Origin of the sequence: Pontiella desulfatans, assembly GCF_900890425.1 — a bacterium.
In the GTDB taxonomy this organism is placed as follows: Bacteria; Verrucomicrobiota; Kiritimatiellia; order Kiritimatiellales; family Pontiellaceae; genus Pontiella; species Pontiella desulfatans.
In genome coordinates this window covers 4,103,857-4,122,568 of the sequence record NZ_CAAHFG010000001.1, presented here as the reverse complement: position 1 = coordinate 4,122,568, position 18,712 = coordinate 4,103,857, and the positions used below count along the sequence as shown (strand labels likewise).

General features: G+C 56.8%; 19 protein-coding genes. 11 read left to right on the top strand and 8 right to left on the bottom strand.

Annotated elements, in window-relative coordinates:
• Positions 1–16 precede the first annotated feature (16 nt).
• Positions 17–1,342, top strand: coding sequence for a group II intron reverse transcriptase/maturase (gene ltrA / locus E9954_RS14595; protein WP_136079879.1), 1,326 nt, complete (start codon positions 17–19; stop codon positions 1,340–1,342).
• Positions 1,343–1,427: 85 nt separating this feature from the next.
• Here ltrA and E9954_RS14590 read toward each other — a convergent pair whose 3' ends face one another.
• Together E9954_RS14590 and E9954_RS14585 are read right to left on the bottom strand one after the other, a co-directional pair.
• A complete protein-coding gene (locus tag E9954_RS14590) occupies positions 1,428–2,267 on the bottom strand; it encodes a HEAT repeat domain-containing protein (protein WP_136079878.1) in 840 nt (279 codons plus the stop codon).
• Between the two features lie 169 nt (positions 2,268–2,436).
• Positions 2,437–3,678 (bottom strand): IS4 family transposase, encoded by a 1,242-nt coding sequence (locus E9954_RS14585; protein WP_136079877.1) that lies wholly within the window; start codon positions 3,676–3,678, stop codon positions 2,437–2,439.
• Between the two features lie 162 nt (positions 3,679–3,840).
• On the opposite strand from E9954_RS14585, the gene E9954_RS14580 reads away from it, so the two are divergent.
• From E9954_RS14580 to E9954_RS14570, 5 genes are all read left to right on the top strand, one after another.
• Positions 3,841–4,221 (top strand): hypothetical protein, encoded by a 381-nt coding sequence (locus E9954_RS14580; RefSeq protein WP_136079876.1) that lies wholly within the window; start codon positions 3,841–3,843, stop codon positions 4,219–4,221.
• Between the two features lie 338 nt (positions 4,222–4,559).
• Entirely contained in the window at positions 4,560–5,474 is a 915-nt protein-coding gene (locus E9954_RS14575; RefSeq protein ID WP_136078668.1) for an IS110 family RNA-guided transposase, read from the top strand.
• A 180-nt stretch (positions 5,475–5,654) separates the two neighbouring features.
• A complete protein-coding gene (locus E9954_RS32520) occupies positions 5,655–5,807 on the top strand; it encodes a hypothetical protein (protein ID WP_168442273.1) in 153 nt (50 codons plus the stop codon).
• A gap of 143 nt (positions 5,808–5,950) precedes the next feature.
• The gene (locus tag E9954_RS32515; protein ID WP_168442272.1) at positions 5,951–6,103 is read left to right on the top strand and encodes a hypothetical protein; all 153 of its coding nucleotides are present in this window, start codon (positions 5,951–5,953) and stop codon (positions 6,101–6,103) included.
• Between the two features lie 525 nt (positions 6,104–6,628).
• Positions 6,629–8,122 (top strand): DoxX family protein, encoded by a 1,494-nt coding sequence (locus E9954_RS14570; protein WP_136079875.1) that lies wholly within the window; start codon positions 6,629–6,631, stop codon positions 8,120–8,122.
• On the opposite strand, the gene E9954_RS14565 is transcribed toward E9954_RS14570, so the two are convergent.
• Both E9954_RS14565 and E9954_RS14560 read right to left on the bottom strand, forming a co-directional pair.
• Positions 8,091–9,005, bottom strand: a complete 915-nt coding sequence (locus E9954_RS14565) for a DUF1835 domain-containing protein (RefSeq protein ID WP_136079874.1) — start codon at positions 9,003–9,005, stop codon at positions 8,091–8,093. The two genes, E9954_RS14570 and E9954_RS14565, sit on opposite strands and share 32 nt — an antisense overlap.
• A 284-nt stretch (positions 9,006–9,289) precedes the next feature.
• Positions 9,290–10,144 carry an AraC family transcriptional regulator gene (locus tag E9954_RS14560; protein ID WP_136079873.1) on the bottom strand — a complete coding sequence of 285 codons (855 nt, stop codon included), beginning with the start codon at positions 10,142–10,144 and terminating at the stop codon, positions 9,290–9,292.
• Positions 10,145–10,226: 82 nt separating this feature from the next.
• Between E9954_RS14560 and E9954_RS14555 the strand changes: the two genes are divergently transcribed.
• Positions 10,227–11,714, top strand: a complete 1,488-nt coding sequence (locus E9954_RS14555; RefSeq protein ID WP_136079872.1) for an alpha-L-fucosidase — start codon at positions 10,227–10,229, stop codon at positions 11,712–11,714.
• Between the two features lie 20 nt (positions 11,715–11,734).
• On the top strand, positions 11,735–12,772 hold the full coding sequence (locus E9954_RS14550) for a uroporphyrinogen decarboxylase family protein (protein ID WP_136079871.1): 1,038 nt from the start codon (positions 11,735–11,737) through the stop codon (positions 12,770–12,772).
• 69 nt (positions 12,773–12,841) lie between these two features.
• Here E9954_RS14550 and E9954_RS14545 read toward each other — a convergent pair whose 3' ends face one another.
• On the bottom strand, positions 12,842–14,164 hold the full coding sequence (locus E9954_RS14545) for a PhoH family protein (protein ID WP_187357953.1): 1,323 nt from the start codon (positions 14,162–14,164) through the stop codon (positions 12,842–12,844).
• Between the two features lie 280 nt (positions 14,165–14,444).
• Complete coding sequence (locus E9954_RS14540; RefSeq protein WP_136079870.1) at positions 14,445–14,807, bottom strand: thiol-disulfide oxidoreductase DCC family protein; 363 nt, start codon at positions 14,805–14,807, stop codon at positions 14,445–14,447.
• A gap of 131 nt (positions 14,808–14,938) precedes the next feature.
• On the opposite strand from E9954_RS14540, the gene E9954_RS14535 reads away from it, so the two are divergent.
• Positions 14,939–15,664, top strand: a complete 726-nt coding sequence (locus E9954_RS14535) for an IspD/TarI family cytidylyltransferase (protein ID WP_136079869.1) — start codon at positions 14,939–14,941, stop codon at positions 15,662–15,664.
• A gap of 2 nt (positions 15,665–15,666) precedes the next feature.
• On the opposite strand, the gene E9954_RS14530 is transcribed toward E9954_RS14535, so the two are convergent.
• Entirely contained in the window at positions 15,667–16,389 is a 723-nt protein-coding gene (locus tag E9954_RS14530; RefSeq protein ID WP_136079868.1) for a metallophosphoesterase family protein, read from the bottom strand.
• Positions 16,389–16,697: an acylphosphatase gene (locus E9954_RS14525; RefSeq protein WP_222847185.1), complete on the bottom strand. Its 309-nt coding sequence runs from the start codon at positions 16,695–16,697 to the stop codon at positions 16,389–16,391. Before E9954_RS14525 ends, E9954_RS14530 begins: the two co-directional genes overlap by 1 nt.
• 75 nt (positions 16,698–16,772) lie before the next feature.
• Between E9954_RS14525 and E9954_RS14520 the strand changes: the two genes are divergently transcribed.
• Together E9954_RS14520 and E9954_RS14515 are read left to right on the top strand one after the other, a co-directional pair.
• The gene (locus E9954_RS14520; RefSeq protein WP_168442271.1) at positions 16,773–18,122 is read left to right on the top strand and encodes a PQQ-binding-like beta-propeller repeat protein; all 1,350 of its coding nucleotides are present in this window, start codon (positions 16,773–16,775) and stop codon (positions 18,120–18,122) included.
• A complete protein-coding gene (locus E9954_RS14515; RefSeq protein WP_222847184.1) occupies positions 18,112–18,702 on the top strand; it encodes a class I SAM-dependent methyltransferase in 591 nt (196 codons plus the stop codon). The genes E9954_RS14520 and E9954_RS14515 overlap by 11 nt, the downstream gene beginning before the upstream one ends.
• Positions 18,703–18,712: the final 10 nt, after the last annotated feature.

Here is an 18,712-nt window from a genome sequence, read left to right as displayed (position 1 = left end):
GCGAAAGGAGCCTTCGATGAAGCCGTATGGCGGAGAAGTTGCACCCTGCGCGGCGGACCAAGCGACCCCGCATGATGAACTATTGGAACGGGTGCTCGACTTGGAGAACATGCGCAAGGCATGGAAGCGGGTTAAGGCAAACAAGGGCGCGGCGGGCGTGGACGGGTTGTCCATCGATGCCGCGTTCGGGTTTATCCGCCAGCACTGGGAGGGTATCCGTTCATCGTTGGCCAGCGGCAGGTACAAGCCTGCGGCGGTGCGCCGCGTCGAGATACCGAAACCGGACGGGAGTAAACGTCCGCTAGGGATTCCGACCGTGCTGGATCGTGTGATCCAGCAGGCCATCGCACAGGTTTTAACGCCGCTGTTCGATCCGCACTTTTCGGAATCGAGTTATGGCTTTAGACCCGGACGCTCCGCGCACGACGCGGTGCGGCAGGTAAAGAAGCTGTTCCGCTCATATTATCCGATCGCGGTCGATGCCGACCTCTCTAAGTTCTTCGACACCGTGAACCACGACCCGCTGATGCGGTGTGTGGCGAAGCGGGTGAAGGACGAACGAGTGCTGAAACTGATCAGGAAATATCTAAAGGCGGAGATAATCGCGGATGGGCTGTCCATACACCCGGGCAGAGGAGTCCCGCAGGGCGGCCCGCTCTCGCCGTTGCTCGCCAATATCCTGCTCGATGAGCTGGATAAGGAACTCGAAAGAAGGGGACTCAAGTTCGTGCGCTATGCCGACGACTTCATCATCATGGTGAAGACCAAGCAGGCGGGCGAACGGGTGTTTTCCAGTATTCGGAAATTTCTGGAGCGCGAACTTTTGCTGGAGGTCAATGAGACCAAGAGCAAGGTCGCACGCCTCGACGAATGCACCTTCCTCGGGTTTCAAATCATACGCGGAAAGATCCGCTGGAGCCAAAAGTCCGAAAAGGAATTCAAACGGCGCATCAAGGAACTCACCGGTAGAAGCTGGGGCGTCTCCATGCAATACCGTTTGAGGAAGCTGCGCGAATACATGCGCGGCTGGATGGGCTACTTTGGCATCAGCGAATACTACAAACCCATTCCACCGCTCGACCAATGGATACGCCGGAGATTACGGCTGTGCTATTGGAAGATGTGGAAACGCCCGAAAATGCGTCGGCGACAACTGCGCAAGCTCGGCATTGACGAGCGGCAGATCAACATGGTGGTCAGTAGCCGCAAAGGCTATTGGAAACTATCGCGCACGCTGGCAACGAACATGGGCTTGGGCAACGCGTGGCTCAAGGAGCAAGGACTGGTCAGTCTGAAGGAACAATGGTCTCGGATGCACTACCCGGACTCGGTTCGCCGCTAGCACAGGGCGGAACGGAAACGGACGGTGCCTTGCGAACCGCCAAGTGCGGACCCGCATGCTTGGTGGTGTGGGGAGAGGGAGCTAGTCACTCCCTCTTACCCGATTTCGATCCTTTTTTCATTTCGTCAAGAATCCGTTTTTTCCGTTTGTTGATGTGATCAAAATGTAAAAACATTTCATCAATCGAAAGTGCAATGTCTGCCTCCTTCAGGGCATCTTTATATCGTTCAAGCTTCCTGTAGCTTTCCATCTTATACATATGCGCTATGCCAACACCCATCCGCCAATCAGGAAAAGATTCGATGTATCGATCAAGGACTGTGAGGAAATACGTTGGGTTTCTCCGACAGTCATTGAATGCGATACTTAATATGACATGAGGTGTGGATCTGTACTTCTCTTTGCTTGCCATCTCGAAAAGGTCATCCATCGAAACGTCATTAAGATAATATAGAGCTTCAAGAGCGGAACGGCTGACTGAGGAATCACCTTGTTCAACCGCTTTTTTTAGGACAGGAAGAGCTCTCTTGTCCTCCATTTTTCCCAAATATTCGGCTATTTGACGGCCGTAGGAGACTCCGCGTGGCGGGGATTGTTTACGCGACCCGTCTTCTTCTTTTTCATACAAGTTGTCGGAAAGCAGTTCTATATAGGCAAAAAGGACTTTTTCATTTTTTGTTTGTGCCAAAATACTGCCACAACTCTGCCACTTGTAGCCTTTGGTTTTTACAATTTCCAATAAAGGATCAATTACTTCTTCAGGGTTCTCCTTCATAAACCTACTTGCCTTCAGGACGGTATTGAAGTCGGTTCCACGTGTTAGATAAACCTCCATCGCATGTGTAGCATTCGTAAAATTATCAGCATATGAAGAGATGCTCTGGATTAGTGCTAACGTGATTATGACGGGCTTAACAAATCGCATGATGTTTCCTGTGATATTTTTTCACATTCATCCCATAGGTGGTGCTGACGGAGAGTAAAACCCCGTTTTTGTTAAGGTTTCTGATGTCCGATTCATTTAGTCAATTCCGATTTTTTGTTGAAGGTTAACCATGGTTCCGCGCTTTGTGCATATGGCTGTCCCACAGCTCTTAGACAAACCCCGGCAGATACGCCTGTTCCGGCGCACCCCGTATGCGGCCGGGCGGTTTGGCTGTCCCATAGGAATCCAGCAAGGCGGGCAGGTTCCACCGGCGCCAAAGCACCGCGCGCACAACAGTGAACTGCCGCTTGAAGCTGTGCTCCCATCCGTGCATGAACGCGAGGCAGCGCATCAGCAGGTGGACCAGCAGCCCCATCCAGATCTGCCAGCGCACGGCGTTGGCGCTGTAGCCCAGGAAGTCGGAGAGTTGGAGCGTCTGCTTGATCTCCTTGAAGAACACCTCGATGTCCCAGCGGCAACGGTAGAGTTCGGCGACCGTCCACGCGCTCCACTCCAGGTGATTGGTGATGAAGGCGATTTCGACATCCTTGCCGTTAATCTCGACCAGCGCCACGACCCGGCGCAACTCGCACGGATAGGCTTTCTTCGATGCTTCGACCACCATCTCGATGACCTCGTCGCGCAGGATGCGCTTGTGCCCGGTGGTTTCGAGGGTGCGCACCACCTTGTACTGCATGTTGTCCTTCGCCCGGCCAACCCACCAGACACCGCGCACCGTCAGCTCGAAAAGATTCTTGAACTTGTTGTAGTCCTTGTCGTACGCGGCGATTTCACCGGGTTTGAGCTTGGCGCACAGGCTTTGGGTCATCGTGCTGTCATGGTGCTTCGCCGTTTCGATGATGGCGCACCGGGGCAGGAAGCTTTGCAGGTCGAGGCGCAGGTGGCACTTGGCCGCAGCCTTGCGGCGGCGATGCTTCGCCCAGTCCATGCAGTTGGCGACGAGCTGGATCGTGGTCGAGTCCAGCGCATGGATCGTCTTGCTGAAGCGCCGGAGGTATCCGCGCCGAACCTTGCCCTTCGCGAAGCCCGGGACTGTATCCATCAGATGCTTCATCATGCACCAGTAGAGCTCTTCGGCCATGTCCGCGTTGCGGATCTTGTTCGCGTGGCTCAGGTTGTTACGCGACGGAGGAACCGCGCCGCGGATGGTAGAGAGCGCCGCCGCGTTCATCTGGAGCGCGTCGCACACATCGTTGAGTCCGAGTGCATGGGAGAAGTGGGCGTACAGCAAAGAAACCACATGGCTCCACGGCGTGTACGTCCGGCTTTGAATGTCCACGCCATGCTTCTGCGCAAGGCTCGACACCATGTGTCCGGGAATCAGATTGCACAATTGTTTCAAGGTTGTATACCTATGTCCGGCTGGCTTGTGTTTATGTTGTTTTTTCATACCCTCCGAGTGGAGGATTTCAACGGCACATGCCAGCCTTTTTTTTCAATATCTATGGGATGACAATGATATTTTTTCATGATCGAACAGTTGATTAGGCAGAAACGGCATCTGCCTATCTATTTCCTTAACAGGCCTTTTTTTATGTGATAGGTAGAATGCATGGCTAAAGAGCATGTGAAAAGAAAAATGTCGGGCAAAGAGCAGGTGTTCTGGGGCAAGTATGCCGAGAAGCTCGCCAAATACGGGGTCTCCGGCCGAAATGCTGAGTGGCATGTGCGGCGTGCGCAGGAGTTCGTTTATGGGCTGGACGGGCTTAAACTGAACGCTGTGTCTTCTGCCTATCTCGATTCCTATCTCGATGTGTTAGGCAGAACGCCCGGTTTTAAGGTCTGGCAGTTGCGCCAAGTCATTTACGCACTCAGAATCCTGTTTCTGGAAATGACGGAACTGGACTGGCCGGCGGCCTACGACTGGAAAAAAGGGTCAGGCCGCCTAATTCGTCATTTCGGCATTCAACTCCCATGGCAGGCCGTCTTTTGACTCCTCAACCGCCCGCACAACGGAAAGCGCCGACGCCGTCGGCGCACTTGTATGTTTTCCAACCAACTCAAAACAGGTAGGGAAAAAGGATTTTGAGAATGAATTTCTATAGCGTCGGAGAAATCCTTTTTCCCGTGAAAGGGGTTGTGCAATCCTCGTAGAGGAGTGCCTCCCCCGGCCGGCCAGCCGGGAGAGGTTCCCGTCCGGTGAGATCGTCGCGCACTGGTTCGCCTTGGGCGAACGTCCTGGAGCCCGGATCCGCCGGATGGTTGCCATATTGAACTCGAACTGTTGCATGAGCCGTACGAGCGAGCTCGCATTAGCAAGTAGGAGCAAATATGAACATGGAAAAAGTATACTGCGGCGTCGATGTTTCCAAGAAGCATCTGGACGCCTTCAATGGAAAAACAGCGCGGCGCTTCGACAACACCTGCGAGGGTGCCACGGCGCTTATGAACTGGGCGGGCAACGCCCACTATGTCTTCGAGTCCACGGGAGGCTACGAACGCATGGCCGCCTGGATGGTGATGGCCGCCGACGGCACCGCGAGCATCGTGAACCCGTCGCGTGTCCGGCACTTCGCGCTGGGCATGGGGCAGATCGCCAAGACCGACCCGATCGACGCGCGGATGATTTGCGACTTTGCGTCGCACACCGAGCCCAAGCCGTCCAAGAAGCCTTCCTCTGCGCAGCGTAGGCTCACCGCTCTCGTTGACCGAAGGGTGCACCTGAGCGACATGCATACGGCCGAGAAGAACCGCTTGGGAACCGCCGACGAGCCGGAGATGATCAGACTGATCAAACAGCACCTCAAATGGCTTGAAAAGCAGCTCGAGAAAATCGAAGCGAAAATCACTGACACCCTTGCCGAAGACGCAACCATGACGAAGAAGGCCAAGTGCATCCAGTCCATCAAAGGTCTGGGCATCGTCAATGCGGTGACACTGCTCGCCCATCTCCCCGAGATCGGCACGCTTTCGCGCAGGGAGATCGCGTCGCTGGCGGGACTCGCTCCCTTCAACCGGGACAGCGGGGGCAAGTCCGGCAGACGGCATGTCTGCGGAGGAAGGCGCAGGCTGCGCTCCTGTCTGTACATGGCTGCCATGAACGCCAGGACATACAACCCCGTTCTGCGCGAGTTCTACCAGCGTCTGGTAAATGAAAACCACCGCCCCAAAATGGTCGCGCTTACGGCGGTCATGAGAAAGTTGCTCATCGCCGCCAACTCCGCCGTTAAAAATGCTGAAATTTAGGTTGCTGTTAAGCACTGTTGCTCCAGGGCTGCTGCGCCGCAAAATTATTCTGCCACCAAATCATTCTGTCAAATAATCCGCCCGCACCGTCCTTGCGTTTCCCTGCGCGATACTTGACCGCCGTAGCCTTGGCGAAGGAAGTTTGCGGCGAATAACGATCCGGTGCGGCGGGCGGCTCGGATGGAATCGTTGCTGGAGGGACGCACGCCGTGCGCCCGGGCGGACGGCGTCCGCCCCTCCACGGGCGGCTCGATTGGAACCTCGCCCTCCAATATGTGGAGCGGGCTTTCTTGCCTGCTCATGGCCGGGCTGGGCAGGATTTTGGCAAAATGATTCTCGGTGCGGACGGAGAGATTTTACAGGACTATTTATAACAGGACCATTTCCGGTGCGGGCGCAGGGGAAATTAGTGTTCATTCGCGGTTAAGCAAATGATCCTGTCATTCCATGATCCTGTCATTCTATGATCCTGTCTTGTGAATTTTGCGCCTCTTCGTGGCCATCCCAACGCCTGCGATGCCTTGCTGGAGGGGCGCACGCCGTGCGCCCGGGCGGACGGCGTCCGCCCCTCCACGAACGGCTCGGATGGAACCTCGCCCTCCAACCATTTTTTTTCACAAGACGATTAACAACAGGACTATTTCCGGTGCGGGCGCTGTGGTTCAAAAAATCCACCCGCACCGAAATAGTCTTGTCGTTCAATTGTCCTGTAGAAATACCATCCGCACCGGTTTTTAAAGCGGCGTGGCCTTTCAGTTCCCTCCGTACTCCAGAATTAATTCCCGCCCCGTCTTTGCGTTTCCCTGCGCGATGCTTGACCGCCGTAGCCTTGGCGAAGGAGGTTTGCGGTGAATAACGATCCGATCTGGCGGGCGGCTCGGATGGAACCTCGCCCTCCAGTTCGTTGCGACGGGGTCTCAAAAACGGTGCTGACGGATTTAGGCAAAATGATTTAGTGCAAAATGATGCGGTGCGTACGGGATTGGGAGTCATGGAACACACCGAAGACACGGCAGGGGAAACTGGAGGGGCGTTGGCCTCAACGTCCGATAGGGGGGCGACGGTGCTCCGCGCTGTCGTGAAAGAGTAGACCTGTCCACCCCAATCAGCTACAAAGGGTCGGTTTATTTCGCACTGTTTACGAAAGGTTGGCTATGAAGCGTGAAAACTGGAATCGATTGGCGATCACCGTGCTGCGGGTGGCGGTCGGGTGGCATTTCCTCTATGAAGGCCTGAGCAAACGGGCTGCCGAGGATTGGACGGCGGCGGGATTCCTGAACCATGCCACGGGGCCGTTTGCGGGGTTCTACCATGGGCTGGCTTCGTCCGAGGCGTTGATGGGCGTTGTGGATTTTGCAAACGTCTACGGCCTGATTGCCATCGGGCTGGCGCTGTTCCTGGGCTGTTTCATTCGCGCCGCATCGGCCTCCGGGGTTGTTTTGCTGACGCTCTACTATTTTGCCTATCCGCCATTCGGGGCCACGTTGATGGGAGGGATGGAAGGCAATGTGTTTATCGTTAACCGCATCTTTCTCGAAGCCATGGTGCTGCTGGCTTTGTTCTTCATGCAGGAGAAGGGATATGGGCTGCATGCGGTCGAGTTTTCCAAGAAACCCGCCAAGGCCGGGCAGGGCGGTTCGTCCCGCCGGGAATCGCTGGCCAACCTGTTCACGCTTCCGGTGCTGGGGCTTATGGGGTTGGGCGGACACCGGAACCACAAGGAACACGGCGTGGATGTCATGTCCGGTGCAACCATCACCGTTGGCGCGGTTGACATCGGCGAACTGAAGGGCGAGCTGCCGAAAGGCAAACTGGGCAATCACGAAATCAGCCGTCTGGTGCTGGGCGGCAACCTGATCGGCGGTTGGACGCACGCGCGCGACCTGCGCTATGTCTCGAAGCTTTCCCGGGCCTACAACACCGAACGCAAGGTTTTCGAAACCCTGCAATTGGCGGAGCAGGCCGGGATCAACGCCATCAACATTGGATTCCCTTCGAACAAGGTGCTGAAGAAATACAAGGAGGTTACCGGCGGGAAGATCAAGGTGATCTCGCAGGTGGCGCCGCACGAAGGCGACTACCTGAGGCGGATCGATGAGGCGATCGATTTCGGTGCCGAGATCATCCAGGTGCAGGGGAATTGGTGCGACTGGCTGGTGCGCGATGGCGAGCTCGATAAAATTGAACTGATGCTCAACCACATTCGCAAGCAGGGCCTCGTTGCGGGGCTGGGCGCACACACGACCGATTCGCTGGTTGCCTGCAAGAACGCCGGCATTGTTCCCGACTACTACATGAAGACGATGCACCACGACAACTATTGGTCGGCCCATCCACGCGAAAACCGCAAGCCGTTCGAGGTGGACGGCAAGCGCAGTCTCGACCACGACCAGTTCCACGACAATTGCTTTTGCCCGTTCCCCGACAAAACCATCGAGTTTGTCGCCGATGCCAAGGTGCCGGTGATGGGCTTCAAGGTCTTGGCCGCCGGTGCCATTCGACCGGAGGATGGTTTCAAGTGGGCATTCAAGAACGGCGCCGATTTCATCTGTGTCGGCATGTTCGATTTCCAACTCGTGAACGATGTCAACATTACCATCAAAACCCTGGAAAAGCTCAACGGCCGCGAGCGCGCCTGGTTTGCCTAATGGGTTGATCGCGGTTCGGCAATGCGGCGATTCTGAAGTCCGCGAGCGATAGTTCACTTTCCCATTGGGGCAACCGATCTGCCGGGCCTTGGATTTGCACGAGTGGAGGTGTGCGATCCGCAAGTCCGTTGATCTTGGTCCATAGTGTTGTGTCGCCCCAGTATTGGGGTGGCGCGTCGGCGGACGCAACGGAGGCAAAGATGGAGCCCGGTGTTTCGTTTCCTTCCCCAATGGCGGCGAGGGCAAGAGCCTCAAGCCGGCCCAATCCGTTCCCGGGGTTGGGCTTTTCCTGCATCCACCGTGCTACGGCGGCGGGAACCCAGGCCAAGGGCGCTTCGGCCATTTCCGACAGTTCTCGAAACAAGATGGAATCCTGGGTTGCAAAGGCCTTGTCGACCACCTCGGCAAACCGGAACGTTTCATCCGAGACCGGACACCGGCTGTCATAAAGGGTTGCAAGCTGACCGGGTTGCAGTTGCCCGAGCCCGTTGAACGGTTCAATCCCCGGGAATGCATCGACACAGAGGAGTTCCACGCTGCCAATCGCTTTTAGGCGTAGACACGTCAGGATATGCGCGAGCATGGACTGGTCGAAGAGACATGCATCGAACCACAAGACGATACCTTCATACGTTGCCGCTTTCGCCAGTTTGCGGTACTGGCTGTGCAGCGTCTCGAGAATGGGTTCCTTGCCCAATCCACCTGCGGTTGTTTCTGAAAGGAAGGCCGCGCGGGCATCGAGGCTATCCTCATCGGGCCAGCCGGGATGCCGGGGGCCGTCATACAGGATGTCGCGCCAAACCAACACCTCCCCGGGAAGTCCGGCCTCCGCCAGCCTTTCGCCCGCGCAGTCGCCACTTGTGATGTGAAGTGTGTTTCCCATTTCATTCCCTATCAACCTTGCCCGCCTCCTAAGCATCGCTGCATCCAGCGCAAGCCCGAATGAAGTATGTCGAGTTGCAGAGCGAAAGGTTCTGGCAACCAGTGTGGGTTGGTTGGTTTTGCCAGACAAGTAAAAGGCTTTGCGAAATGGCCGGACAGCTGGAGTTGGCAATTAAAATGGGATGGAGGGCGAGGCGCTGCCCGAGCCAGTGCGGACGAGGGACTCGGACAGCGCCTCGCCTTCCAATAAACCTGTCCTTCCGTGTTTTCTGTGTATGCCGTGGTTTACCCGTTTGGACGGTCTCGGAAGGCGGCGGGGGTGGTGTTGGTGACCAGCTTGAAGACACGGCTGAAGTAGGCGCGGTTCGGGAAGCCCGTGGCTTCGGCGATCCCGTCGATACTGGTTTGGGTGCCGAGCAGCAGGTGGCTGGCCTTGCGGATGCGGATCTGGTTGATGTAGTTCGCCGGGCTGGTTCCGAGGTGCTTGCGGAACAGCCGGTAGACCCCTTCCACGCTGACCCCGATCTCTTGGGCGAGGCGCTGGTTGGGGACTTTCAAGTGGGCGTTGTTTTCAATGAACCGGATGAGGTGGGTGAGTGGTTCGGGCAACGAGGGGCGCCACGCGATTTCCGGCCGGGAAATGAGCAGGTTCAGCAGGGCCAGGGCGAGGTGGTAGATCCGGTTGCGGTTCGGTGGCTGGTCGCCCGCGGCCAGTTGTGAGATTGACCGGATTAGATCCACCTCGGTTTTTTCGGGCGGGAGCAGGATGGGGATGGGTTGGCCCGGGGCCGGATTGCGGTTGTAGGAAAAATGGATCCAGAAGGACGGGGTGGGGTGCTGGCCGAGGCAGTGGAAGAACCGATGGTCGGGAATCAGGACGATATGGTCGGGGCCCAGTTGGTGGAATTCGTCGCCGAATACAATGCAGTGGGAGGGTTCGGAGTTATAGTAGACGCGCCAGAACGGGCTGAGCACGCTGGGAAAGTTCCAGTCGCTGTTGCAGGGGTCGTATCCGGCCTCGTGGAGGGAAATCCCGGCTTGGTCGGTTCCGGTTCCAAGGGGGTTGAATTCAATGCCTCGCCCTGAGAACGGATGTTCATAGGCCCCGGCGCGTTGCGTGATTTTGACAGCATTAGACATAACTTATCCAGTTGCGGATATAGACACACTTTCTGTTTTCGGGGAAGCTCATTCGCATGTATTCGTGAAGGGGCATTTGTAAATGAATTTCAAAACAATTGTTGCAACAATCGTGGTTGCTACTTCCGTTTTTCCGGTGGCCGGCGCGGCACCCTTCAAAGCCGACTGGGAATCGTTGAGAGCCTACGAGTGCCCGGAATGGTTCCAGGATGCGAAGTTCGGCATCTATGCCCATTGGGGAATCTATTCCGTTCCCAATGCGCCCGGGAATAGCGACTGGTATGGCCGCAACATGTACCGCGCCGGACATCCAAACCATGTCTTGCACGTGGAAACCTACGGCGCGCTCGATGAGTTTGGTTATAAGGATTTCGTGCCGCTGTTCACCGCGCCCAAGTTCAACGCCGATGAATGGGCCGACCTTTTTGTGGAAGCCGGCGCACGGTTCGCCGGGCCGGTGGGTGAACATGCCGACGGCTTTTCCATGTGGGCCTCGAAGGTGAATCCGTGGAATGCGGCGGACATGGGGCCGAAGCGCGATGTGGTGGGGGAGATGGGAAAAGCCATTCGTGAGCGGGGGTTGAAGTATGTGGTCAGCTTGCATCATTCATGGCACTGGGGCTGGTTTCCGACCTGGCAGGAGGGGACTGATTGTGCCGATCCCGCGAACGCCGGACTCTATGGCCCGAAGCTGCCTAAAACCGCACAGAGGCTTCCCGGCGGTTCCCTTTCCCGTGCGGCCTCGCCGATGCCTTCCGCCGAGTGGGAACGGGTCTGGCTGGAAAAGGTGAAGGAAGTGGTCGATGGCTATTCCCCGGATCTGCTTTGGTTCGATAACCGCGTGCAGATTCTGTCTGAAACGATCCGTCGGGAAATGCTGGCTTATGCCTATAACCAAGCGGATGAGCGGAAGCAGGAATTTGTGCTGACCTTCAAGCGCCCGGATTTTCCGCTGGGGGTTGGAACCGTGGATCTGGAACGTTCCCGCATGCCGGAAATCTATCCCGAACCCTGGCTCACCGACACGTCCATTTCCCCGAAAACGTGGTCATCCTCATCGGACATTGAATACTACAGCACCGAACGCCTGATTCATGATCTAGCGGATATTGTCAGTAAGAACGGTTGCCTGCTGCTGAATGTTGCGCCGCACCCGGATGGAACGATCCCGCCGGAGCAGCAGCGGATTCTTCGCGAGATGGGGCGCTGGCTGAAACTGAACGGCGAGGCCATCTATGGAAGCCGACCGTGGATCTATTTCGGGGAGGGGCCGACCGAAACCAAGGTGGGGCATCTTTCGGATATGAAATTCGACGGCTTTACCGATCTGGATATTCGCTTCACGACCCGCAACGGGCAGCTCTATGCCATCGCGTTGGGGTGGCCCGAATCCGGTGTGTTGTCGATCGAGACCTTCGGCACCGCCTTTTACAATCATGGGATCAAGGGCGTTGAGCTGATTGGCCACAAAGGAACCCTGGAATGGGAGCGCAGGCAGTGGGCGCTGCAAATCAAGCTGCCGGAGAAGAAACCGTGCGCGCATGCCTATGTGTTCCGCATCATGCGTTAATCAAATGAGGGGAAAGTGTAATGAACCATATCGAACGTTTCATCGCCACCATTGAACGCAGGCCGGTGGATCGGCCGGCAACCTGGCTGGGCCTGCCGACCACGGCGGCCTATGACGGGCTATTCGAATATTTCGGAGTTAACAATGTGCTGGAGCTGAGTCTGAAGCTCGACGACGATGTGCTGCCGATCGAAATGCCATACCATTCGCCATCGGCGGACGCCATCCATATGGCGCTTGATTTTTCAAGCCACGGCAAGTTGGAGAACGAGGAGCGCACGCTGGGCGAACACGGCTTTTTCGAAGGCGTGGAGGATCCGGCACGCATCAACGACTTCGACTGGCCGGATCCCTCAAACCATATCGATCCCGATCTGTGCCGGAAGATGGTGGACGAGCTTCCGGATGACCGCGCGATCATGGGCATTCTCTGGTCGTCGCACTTCCAGGACACCAATGCGGCCTTCGGTATGGAAGAGGCCATGATGATGATGTATGACTCGCCGGAAATGTACCATGCGGTCATCAACCGCTGCACGGACTTCTATATGGAAGCCAACCGGGTTTTCTACGAAGCGGTGGCCGACAAGATCCATGCCGTGCTGATTGGCAACGACATGGGCAGCCAGCAGGGGCTGATGGTGTCGCCGGAGCTGTTGCATGAATTCGTGACACCATGCAATATCCGTCTGATTGAACAGGCGAAATCCTATGGGCTGAAGGTGGTTTATCATTCCTGCGGCGCGGTCTCGAATATTATTCCCGACCTGATCGAAAGCGGCGTGGATGTCGTGCACCCGATCCAGGCATTGGCCGCAGGCATGGAGCCGCAGGGGCTGAAGGACAGCTATGGCGACCAAGTCTCGTTCTGCGGCGGCGTGGATGCGCAGAACCTGCTGGTGAACGGTACGCCCGAAGAGGTGGCCGCCAAGGTGCGGGAACTGCGGAACATCTTCCCGACCGGATTGATCATCTCGCCCAGCCATGAGGCCATCCTGCCGGACATTCCGCCAGCCAACCTCGAGGCGCTGATGCGAGCGGCCAAGGGAGCCCAGTAATGCATGGCTGAACGAATCGGGGTGGTTTATCCGCCTATTGGTCGGCGCCGGAAGGGACGCGCTTCGGTTCTAAAGCAACGATCCCGCAAGATCGGCCAGCTCGGAGCGCTCGCCCTTGGTCAGGTTGACGTGCGCATAGAGCCGTTGCCCCATCATTTTTTCGATCAGGTAGCTCAAGCCATTCGAGTGGCTGTCCAGGTAGGGGTGGTCGATCTGGAAGATGTCGCCGGTAAACACAATCTTCGTCCCTTCGCCCGCGCGGGTGATGATGGTCTTTATTTCGTGCGGGGTGAGGTTCTGTGCTTCGTCGATGATGAAGAACGTGTTCACAAGACTGCGCCCGCGGATATAGGAGAGCGGCTCGATGATCAGCTTGTTGTCATCGACCAGCTTGGAAACCTGGCTGCGCTTCGTATCGCCCTGGGCGTGTTCGATGACGGCAAGATTGTCGAACAACGGCTTCATGTAGGGATCGAGTTTCGACTTGATGTCGCCCGGCAGGAAGCCGATGTCCTTGTTGCTCAGCGCCACGATTGGACGCGCCATCAGAATCTGGCGATAGCTTTTCTTCCGTTTCAGTGCCCCGGCCAGGGCGATGAGGGTTTTCCCGGTGCCGGCCTTGCCCGTCAGGCTGACGAGCCGGACGTTGTCGTTAAGGATGGCATCGAGCGCGTAGGTCTGCTCGGAGTTGCGCGGGGAGATGCCAAAGGCCGGGACTTTGTCGACATGTTTGATCACATTCAGTTCGTCATCATAGACGGCCAGCGCTGATTTCCGTTCGCCGCGGAGGATCAGGTATTCGTTGGGCACAAGCGGGCGCTCGACCGTGAGTTCGGCAGCGGGAAACTCGTAGGGCGGCGTGTACATCAGGTTGATCAGTTCAGGATCGACGTTCTCCTCGATGCGGGTGCCGGTGTAGAGCTGCAGGATATCTGAAACATGGTCGTTTTTATAGTCCTGTGCCATCAAGCCGACCGCCTTGGCCTTCATGCGCAGGTTGACGTCCTTGGTAACCAGCGTCACCTCCCGGTCTGCAAACTCCTTGGCCACCTGGTAGCCGATGTTCAGGATATGGTGGTCGGGTTTTTTCTTATCGGAAAAGTTGGCGGAAATATCGTCGTCGAACTGGCGATCGAGCTTGATGCTGATTTTCCCGCGCCCGGTTCCAATGGGAACCCCGCCATTGAAAAGTTTGTCTTCGGCCAGCGAGTCGAGGGTGCGTGCAAACTCGCGGGCATGGAAGTTCAGCGAGTCGTTGCCTTTCTTGAAATTGTCCAGCTCTTCGAGGACGGTGATCGGGATGACGATGTCGTGTTCGCCAAATTGGTTGATGCAGCTGCTGTCGTGGAGGATTACGTTGGTATCGAGAACAAAGATCTTCTTCAGGGTCATGTTGCTGTTAAACCTTTCGTGTTTTCGGTTGGGTTCGGTTCCTTCGGGCTTACGCCTCCTTTCCACCCGTGGGTTTCGCATCGTTTACTCGCCTAATACGCATAAATTTTGCTTCAGCAACCAATCCAAGTCAACCCGCAATTTGTGGGGGTTGTGTTAGCGCGGCACAAGATGTTGTGCAACAGGTGGCTATGCAGGTTGCTTCTTACTGCGTTTCACACCTGTGCAGGTGTGGTATCGGCCCGACTTCCCAAGCACACTTGCGCAAGTGTGCTTGGCCTCATCGGATAAAACGGCTAATAAGCATCCGGTTTTGTGCAACAAGGCGGTAGAGCGCATCGAAGACGATTCGCAAAATGGGCCAGCCTGTTGGGGAAACCAACCACCCGAGCCCAATGGCCCGATAGGCCGCCCTAACCGCCTCCATGCCCGATGCCATGGAGCCGTCGGGCAAAACCGCATGGATTCGTGTTTCCAGTGTCTGGAATTCAATGCCGGTATCCTCCGCTTTGAAATCCGGGGCCCGGATGTCGATGAATTCCAGGGAGCGTTTGGCGTCCCGTCGTTCGATAAAGGCCACCTTCCGGCAGCAAATAGGGCAGTTCCCGTCGTACAAAAGCTGTGTTTTAAGGGGGTTTTCCATGGACGGATCGTGCGTTTTTCCGGATGGAATTGAAAGTAAATATCGCTCGGTATAATTCTTGACCTTATCTTTTTAAGCTTGTAAATTGCTGTTAATTCGACAGTTGCATCACATGGGTGTGGAGGAGCTATATGAATACAATGGCAATAGTGGTTGCGTGCGGAAAGGAAGAGGAGATTGCGCCGGGGACGGAGGCGGCATTTCTTACCTTGGGCGATAGCCCGATCCTGGCCCATTCGTTGAAAACCCTCGAAGAGGCCTCGGTCATCGATAGCGTAGTCGTGGTGGTTGGGAAAGATCGGGTGGATGCCACCATCCATGTCATCAAGCGCTTCGGTTGCACCAAGGTGAGGGGGGTGGTGGTTGGCGGAGTGAACCGCCTGAGCACCCTGCGCACGGTTTTCAGCAAGATCCAGACGGAACCCTCCGTGGTTGTGATTCACGAGGCATCCCGCCCGTTCCTCTCCAAGACCGTGCTGGCCGAGACCATCAAAGGCGCCAAGCGCTATGGATGCTCCATTGCCGCCCACAAGATACCCGACGCAACGAAATATACCCCCAAGGGCATGCGGGTTTCCGAGACGCTCGACCGCAATACGGTCTGGTCTGCGCAAACCCCGCAGGCGTTCAAGGCCGACGTACTGAAAAAAATCATCGACCCCAAGACCCGCGGTGTAAAGATTGTCGACGACGAATCGGAGTTTGTTCCCGATTCCTCGGAGGTGTACATGGTGGAGGCGGGCTACGCCAACATGAAAATCAGAAGCAAAGCCGACCTTGGCATTGCAACGGCTCTCTTGAATGCCCACCTGACCGGCAACGATTCCAAGCCCCGTGCAGTTTCCATTGCTCGCTAAACTCAACGCCCGTTGGCGAGGCGGAGCGCGTTGCGGAAGGGGAGGCCGGCCGCACGGATCTTTTTCTGGGTTTCGGTCATGTCATACTCGATGCGCCGGATGGTAATGAGCTGGTTGTCGAGGTCGTAGATCACATAGGCCGATTTGGGGTTTCGGTCGCGCGGTTGGCCAACGCTGCCGACATTCACCAGATATTGGAATCCCGGCTTCACTTCCAGGGTTTCGTAGAACCCCTTCTCGATGGATGTTCCCTTGACGAAGGCGAGGGGAACATGGGTGTGGCCAAAAAAGCAAACCTGGTTGAACTGGTTCCGGAAATTCGAATCGGCCGCTTTCCGCTTGAAGATATAGTTCCAGCGGTGGGGATTGCTTAGCGAGCTGTGTACGATGGTGAAATTTTCGATGTCGATGATGAGCGGCAGGTGGCGCAGGTGCTTGCGCTCGAAGGGGGAGAGTTGCTTCCGCGTCCAGCGGATGCTCTTCTGGGCCATCGGGGTGAACAGCTCCATCGACTCGTTGCACGCGGCATAGTAGTCGTGGTTGCCCTGGACGATCTTGCATTTGAGGGTGCGGATCATTTGCAGGCATGCCTTGGGGTCCGCGTTATAGCCCACCACGTCGCCGGTGCAGGCATAATGCGTAACCCCTTGTTCATCTGCATCCTTCAGCACCGCCTTGAGCGCCTCAAGGTTGGCGTGGATGTCACCTAAGATTGCATATTTCATTAATACGTAATTCCAAACCTGTCAAATTCTCCGGTCGCCGCTTCCCAGCGCACCTGCTCCGCCGTGATGTTCCTGCGAAGGCACGAGCCCCGGACCGCATGGAGCAAACCGACCAGCTCCTGCTCGGCTCCCTCGGAAACCAACTCCACATCGCCGTCCCAAAGGTTACGGACAAAACCCGTCACGTCAAACGCTTCGGCGGCTCGGCAAACCGTGTAGCGGAAGCCGACGCCTTGAACCCTGCCGGAAAAAACCGCGCGCATCCGTTTGCTGGAACCACCGGAACCCATGGCTTGTTTATATCGCATCCCATGGACGACTTCAAAGTTCCAATACTTGGAAAAAAGGATTTGTCCTGCTCGCTAAACATGCAGAATAACGCCATGTCAATCAGGATATTGATCACGTTGATGGCAATGGCAACGGTCGCCCAGGCCGACTGGCCGCGGTTTCTGGGGGCGGGGTGCGATGGCAAATCCAGTGAGGCTGGGCTGGAAACCGATCTGTCGAAGGTCGAGGTGGCCTGGGTGCATCCGCGCGGCGAGAGCTATTCCGCGCCATCCATTCTCGGCGACCGCCTGATCCACCATGGCCGCTTCGGGGACGTGGAACGGATCGAGTGCCTGGACACCGCCACGGGCAAGCCGCTTTGGGCGGATGAAGTTCCAACCACCTACCGCGACCGTTTCAATTATCTCTCCGGTCCGCGCGCCAGCCCTTCCATCGAGGGCGGCCGCGTCTACACCCTGGGTGCGCAGGGCATCCTCTGCTGCCATCAACTCACGGACGGAAAACGGTTGTGGCGGCGGAAGCTGATTGAGGAGTTTAAACTCGATACGGAGTTTTTTGGCTTCACCCCCTCGCCGCTGATTGAAGGGGATTCCGTCATCATCAACCTCGGCATGGGGAAGTGCGTGGCGGCCTTCGACAAGATGACCGGCAAGACGCAATGGGTTTCCGGCGACCAATGGGGGCGGAGCTATGCGAGTCCGGTTGCGGCCACGATGCATGGGCAACGCGTCTTGCTGGTGTTTGCCGGCGGCGAGTCCAATCCGCCGGTGGGTGGATTGCTCTGCATCGATCCGTCCTCCGGTAAAATCCACGACCGCTTTGCATGGCGCAGTCCACGCCATGCCTCGGTGAATGCCTCGACGCCGGTGGTGGACGGCAACCGGATTTTCATCTCGTCGTCCTACGATGTCGGCGGGGTGATGCTGGAGGTGTTGCCGGATTTCACCTTCAAGGAAGTCTACCGTACCAAGGCCTATGCCTCGCACTGGGCCACGCCGATTTTGGTGGATGGCCATCTCTATGGCTTCGCCAACAACAAGCTCGTTTGCATGGACTGGAAAACGGGGGAGCGGGTTTGGCGTGTGGTTCCGAAGGTGGGCGACGCAGCATTTGAATCGCCGGAAACCGGGACATACGGTGCAAGCAAATATCGCCCGCCACCGGGCGAGGGCGGATTCGGCATTGGCTCGCTGGTCCATGCCGATGGCCGGTTCCTCTGCCTTGGCGAAAACGGACTGCTGGCCTGGATGAAGCTAACGCCGGAGGGCTGCACGATCCTTTCCTCGCGCCGCTTGTTCAAGGCCGACCAAACCTGGACGGCACCGGTGCTTGGCGATGGTCGGGCCTACATCTGCCAAAACCTTCCGGGCAATGGAATCGAGCCTGGTTTAATTTGCATCGTTCTAAAACCAATAAGACAGGAGCAGAGTGATGGAAAGTAGGTTTGAAGAGCGATACCAGTCGGGGGATCTCCCTTGGGATCATGGCATGGTTGATTTTAATCTGGTCGAAACCGTGGCCGGTGCGGGAATCAAGCCATGCCGGGTGCTGGACATCGGATGCGGAACGGGCGACAACGCCATTTGGCTGGCGGAACAAGGATTCGATGTTGTGGGTTGCGATCTCTCCACAACGGCAGTCCGGTTTGCGAACGCCAAAGCCGAAATCGCCGGAGCTCGGTGCCACTTCATCGTTGCTGATTTCCTGGCAGGCCACATGCCATCGGTCCCGTTTGGATTCGCGTTCGACCGAGGCTGCCTGCATAGCATTCCGGATGCACTTGGAAGAAAGGCCTTTGCCGAAAGGGTGGGCGGCTTGCTGGAGCAGGGAGGCTTGTGGCTCTCGCTGGTGGGCAATGCGGACGAGCCGAAGCGGGACGTGGGGCCGCCCCAGCTCTCGGCCGTGGAGCTGGCATCCTTCGTTGAACCCTATTTTGAAATCCTCTCCTTGAAATCGGGGCTGTTCGGCTCCGACCAGCAAACGCCACCGCGTGCCTGGATTTGCCTGATGCGCAAGCGTTGAATAGACGTTA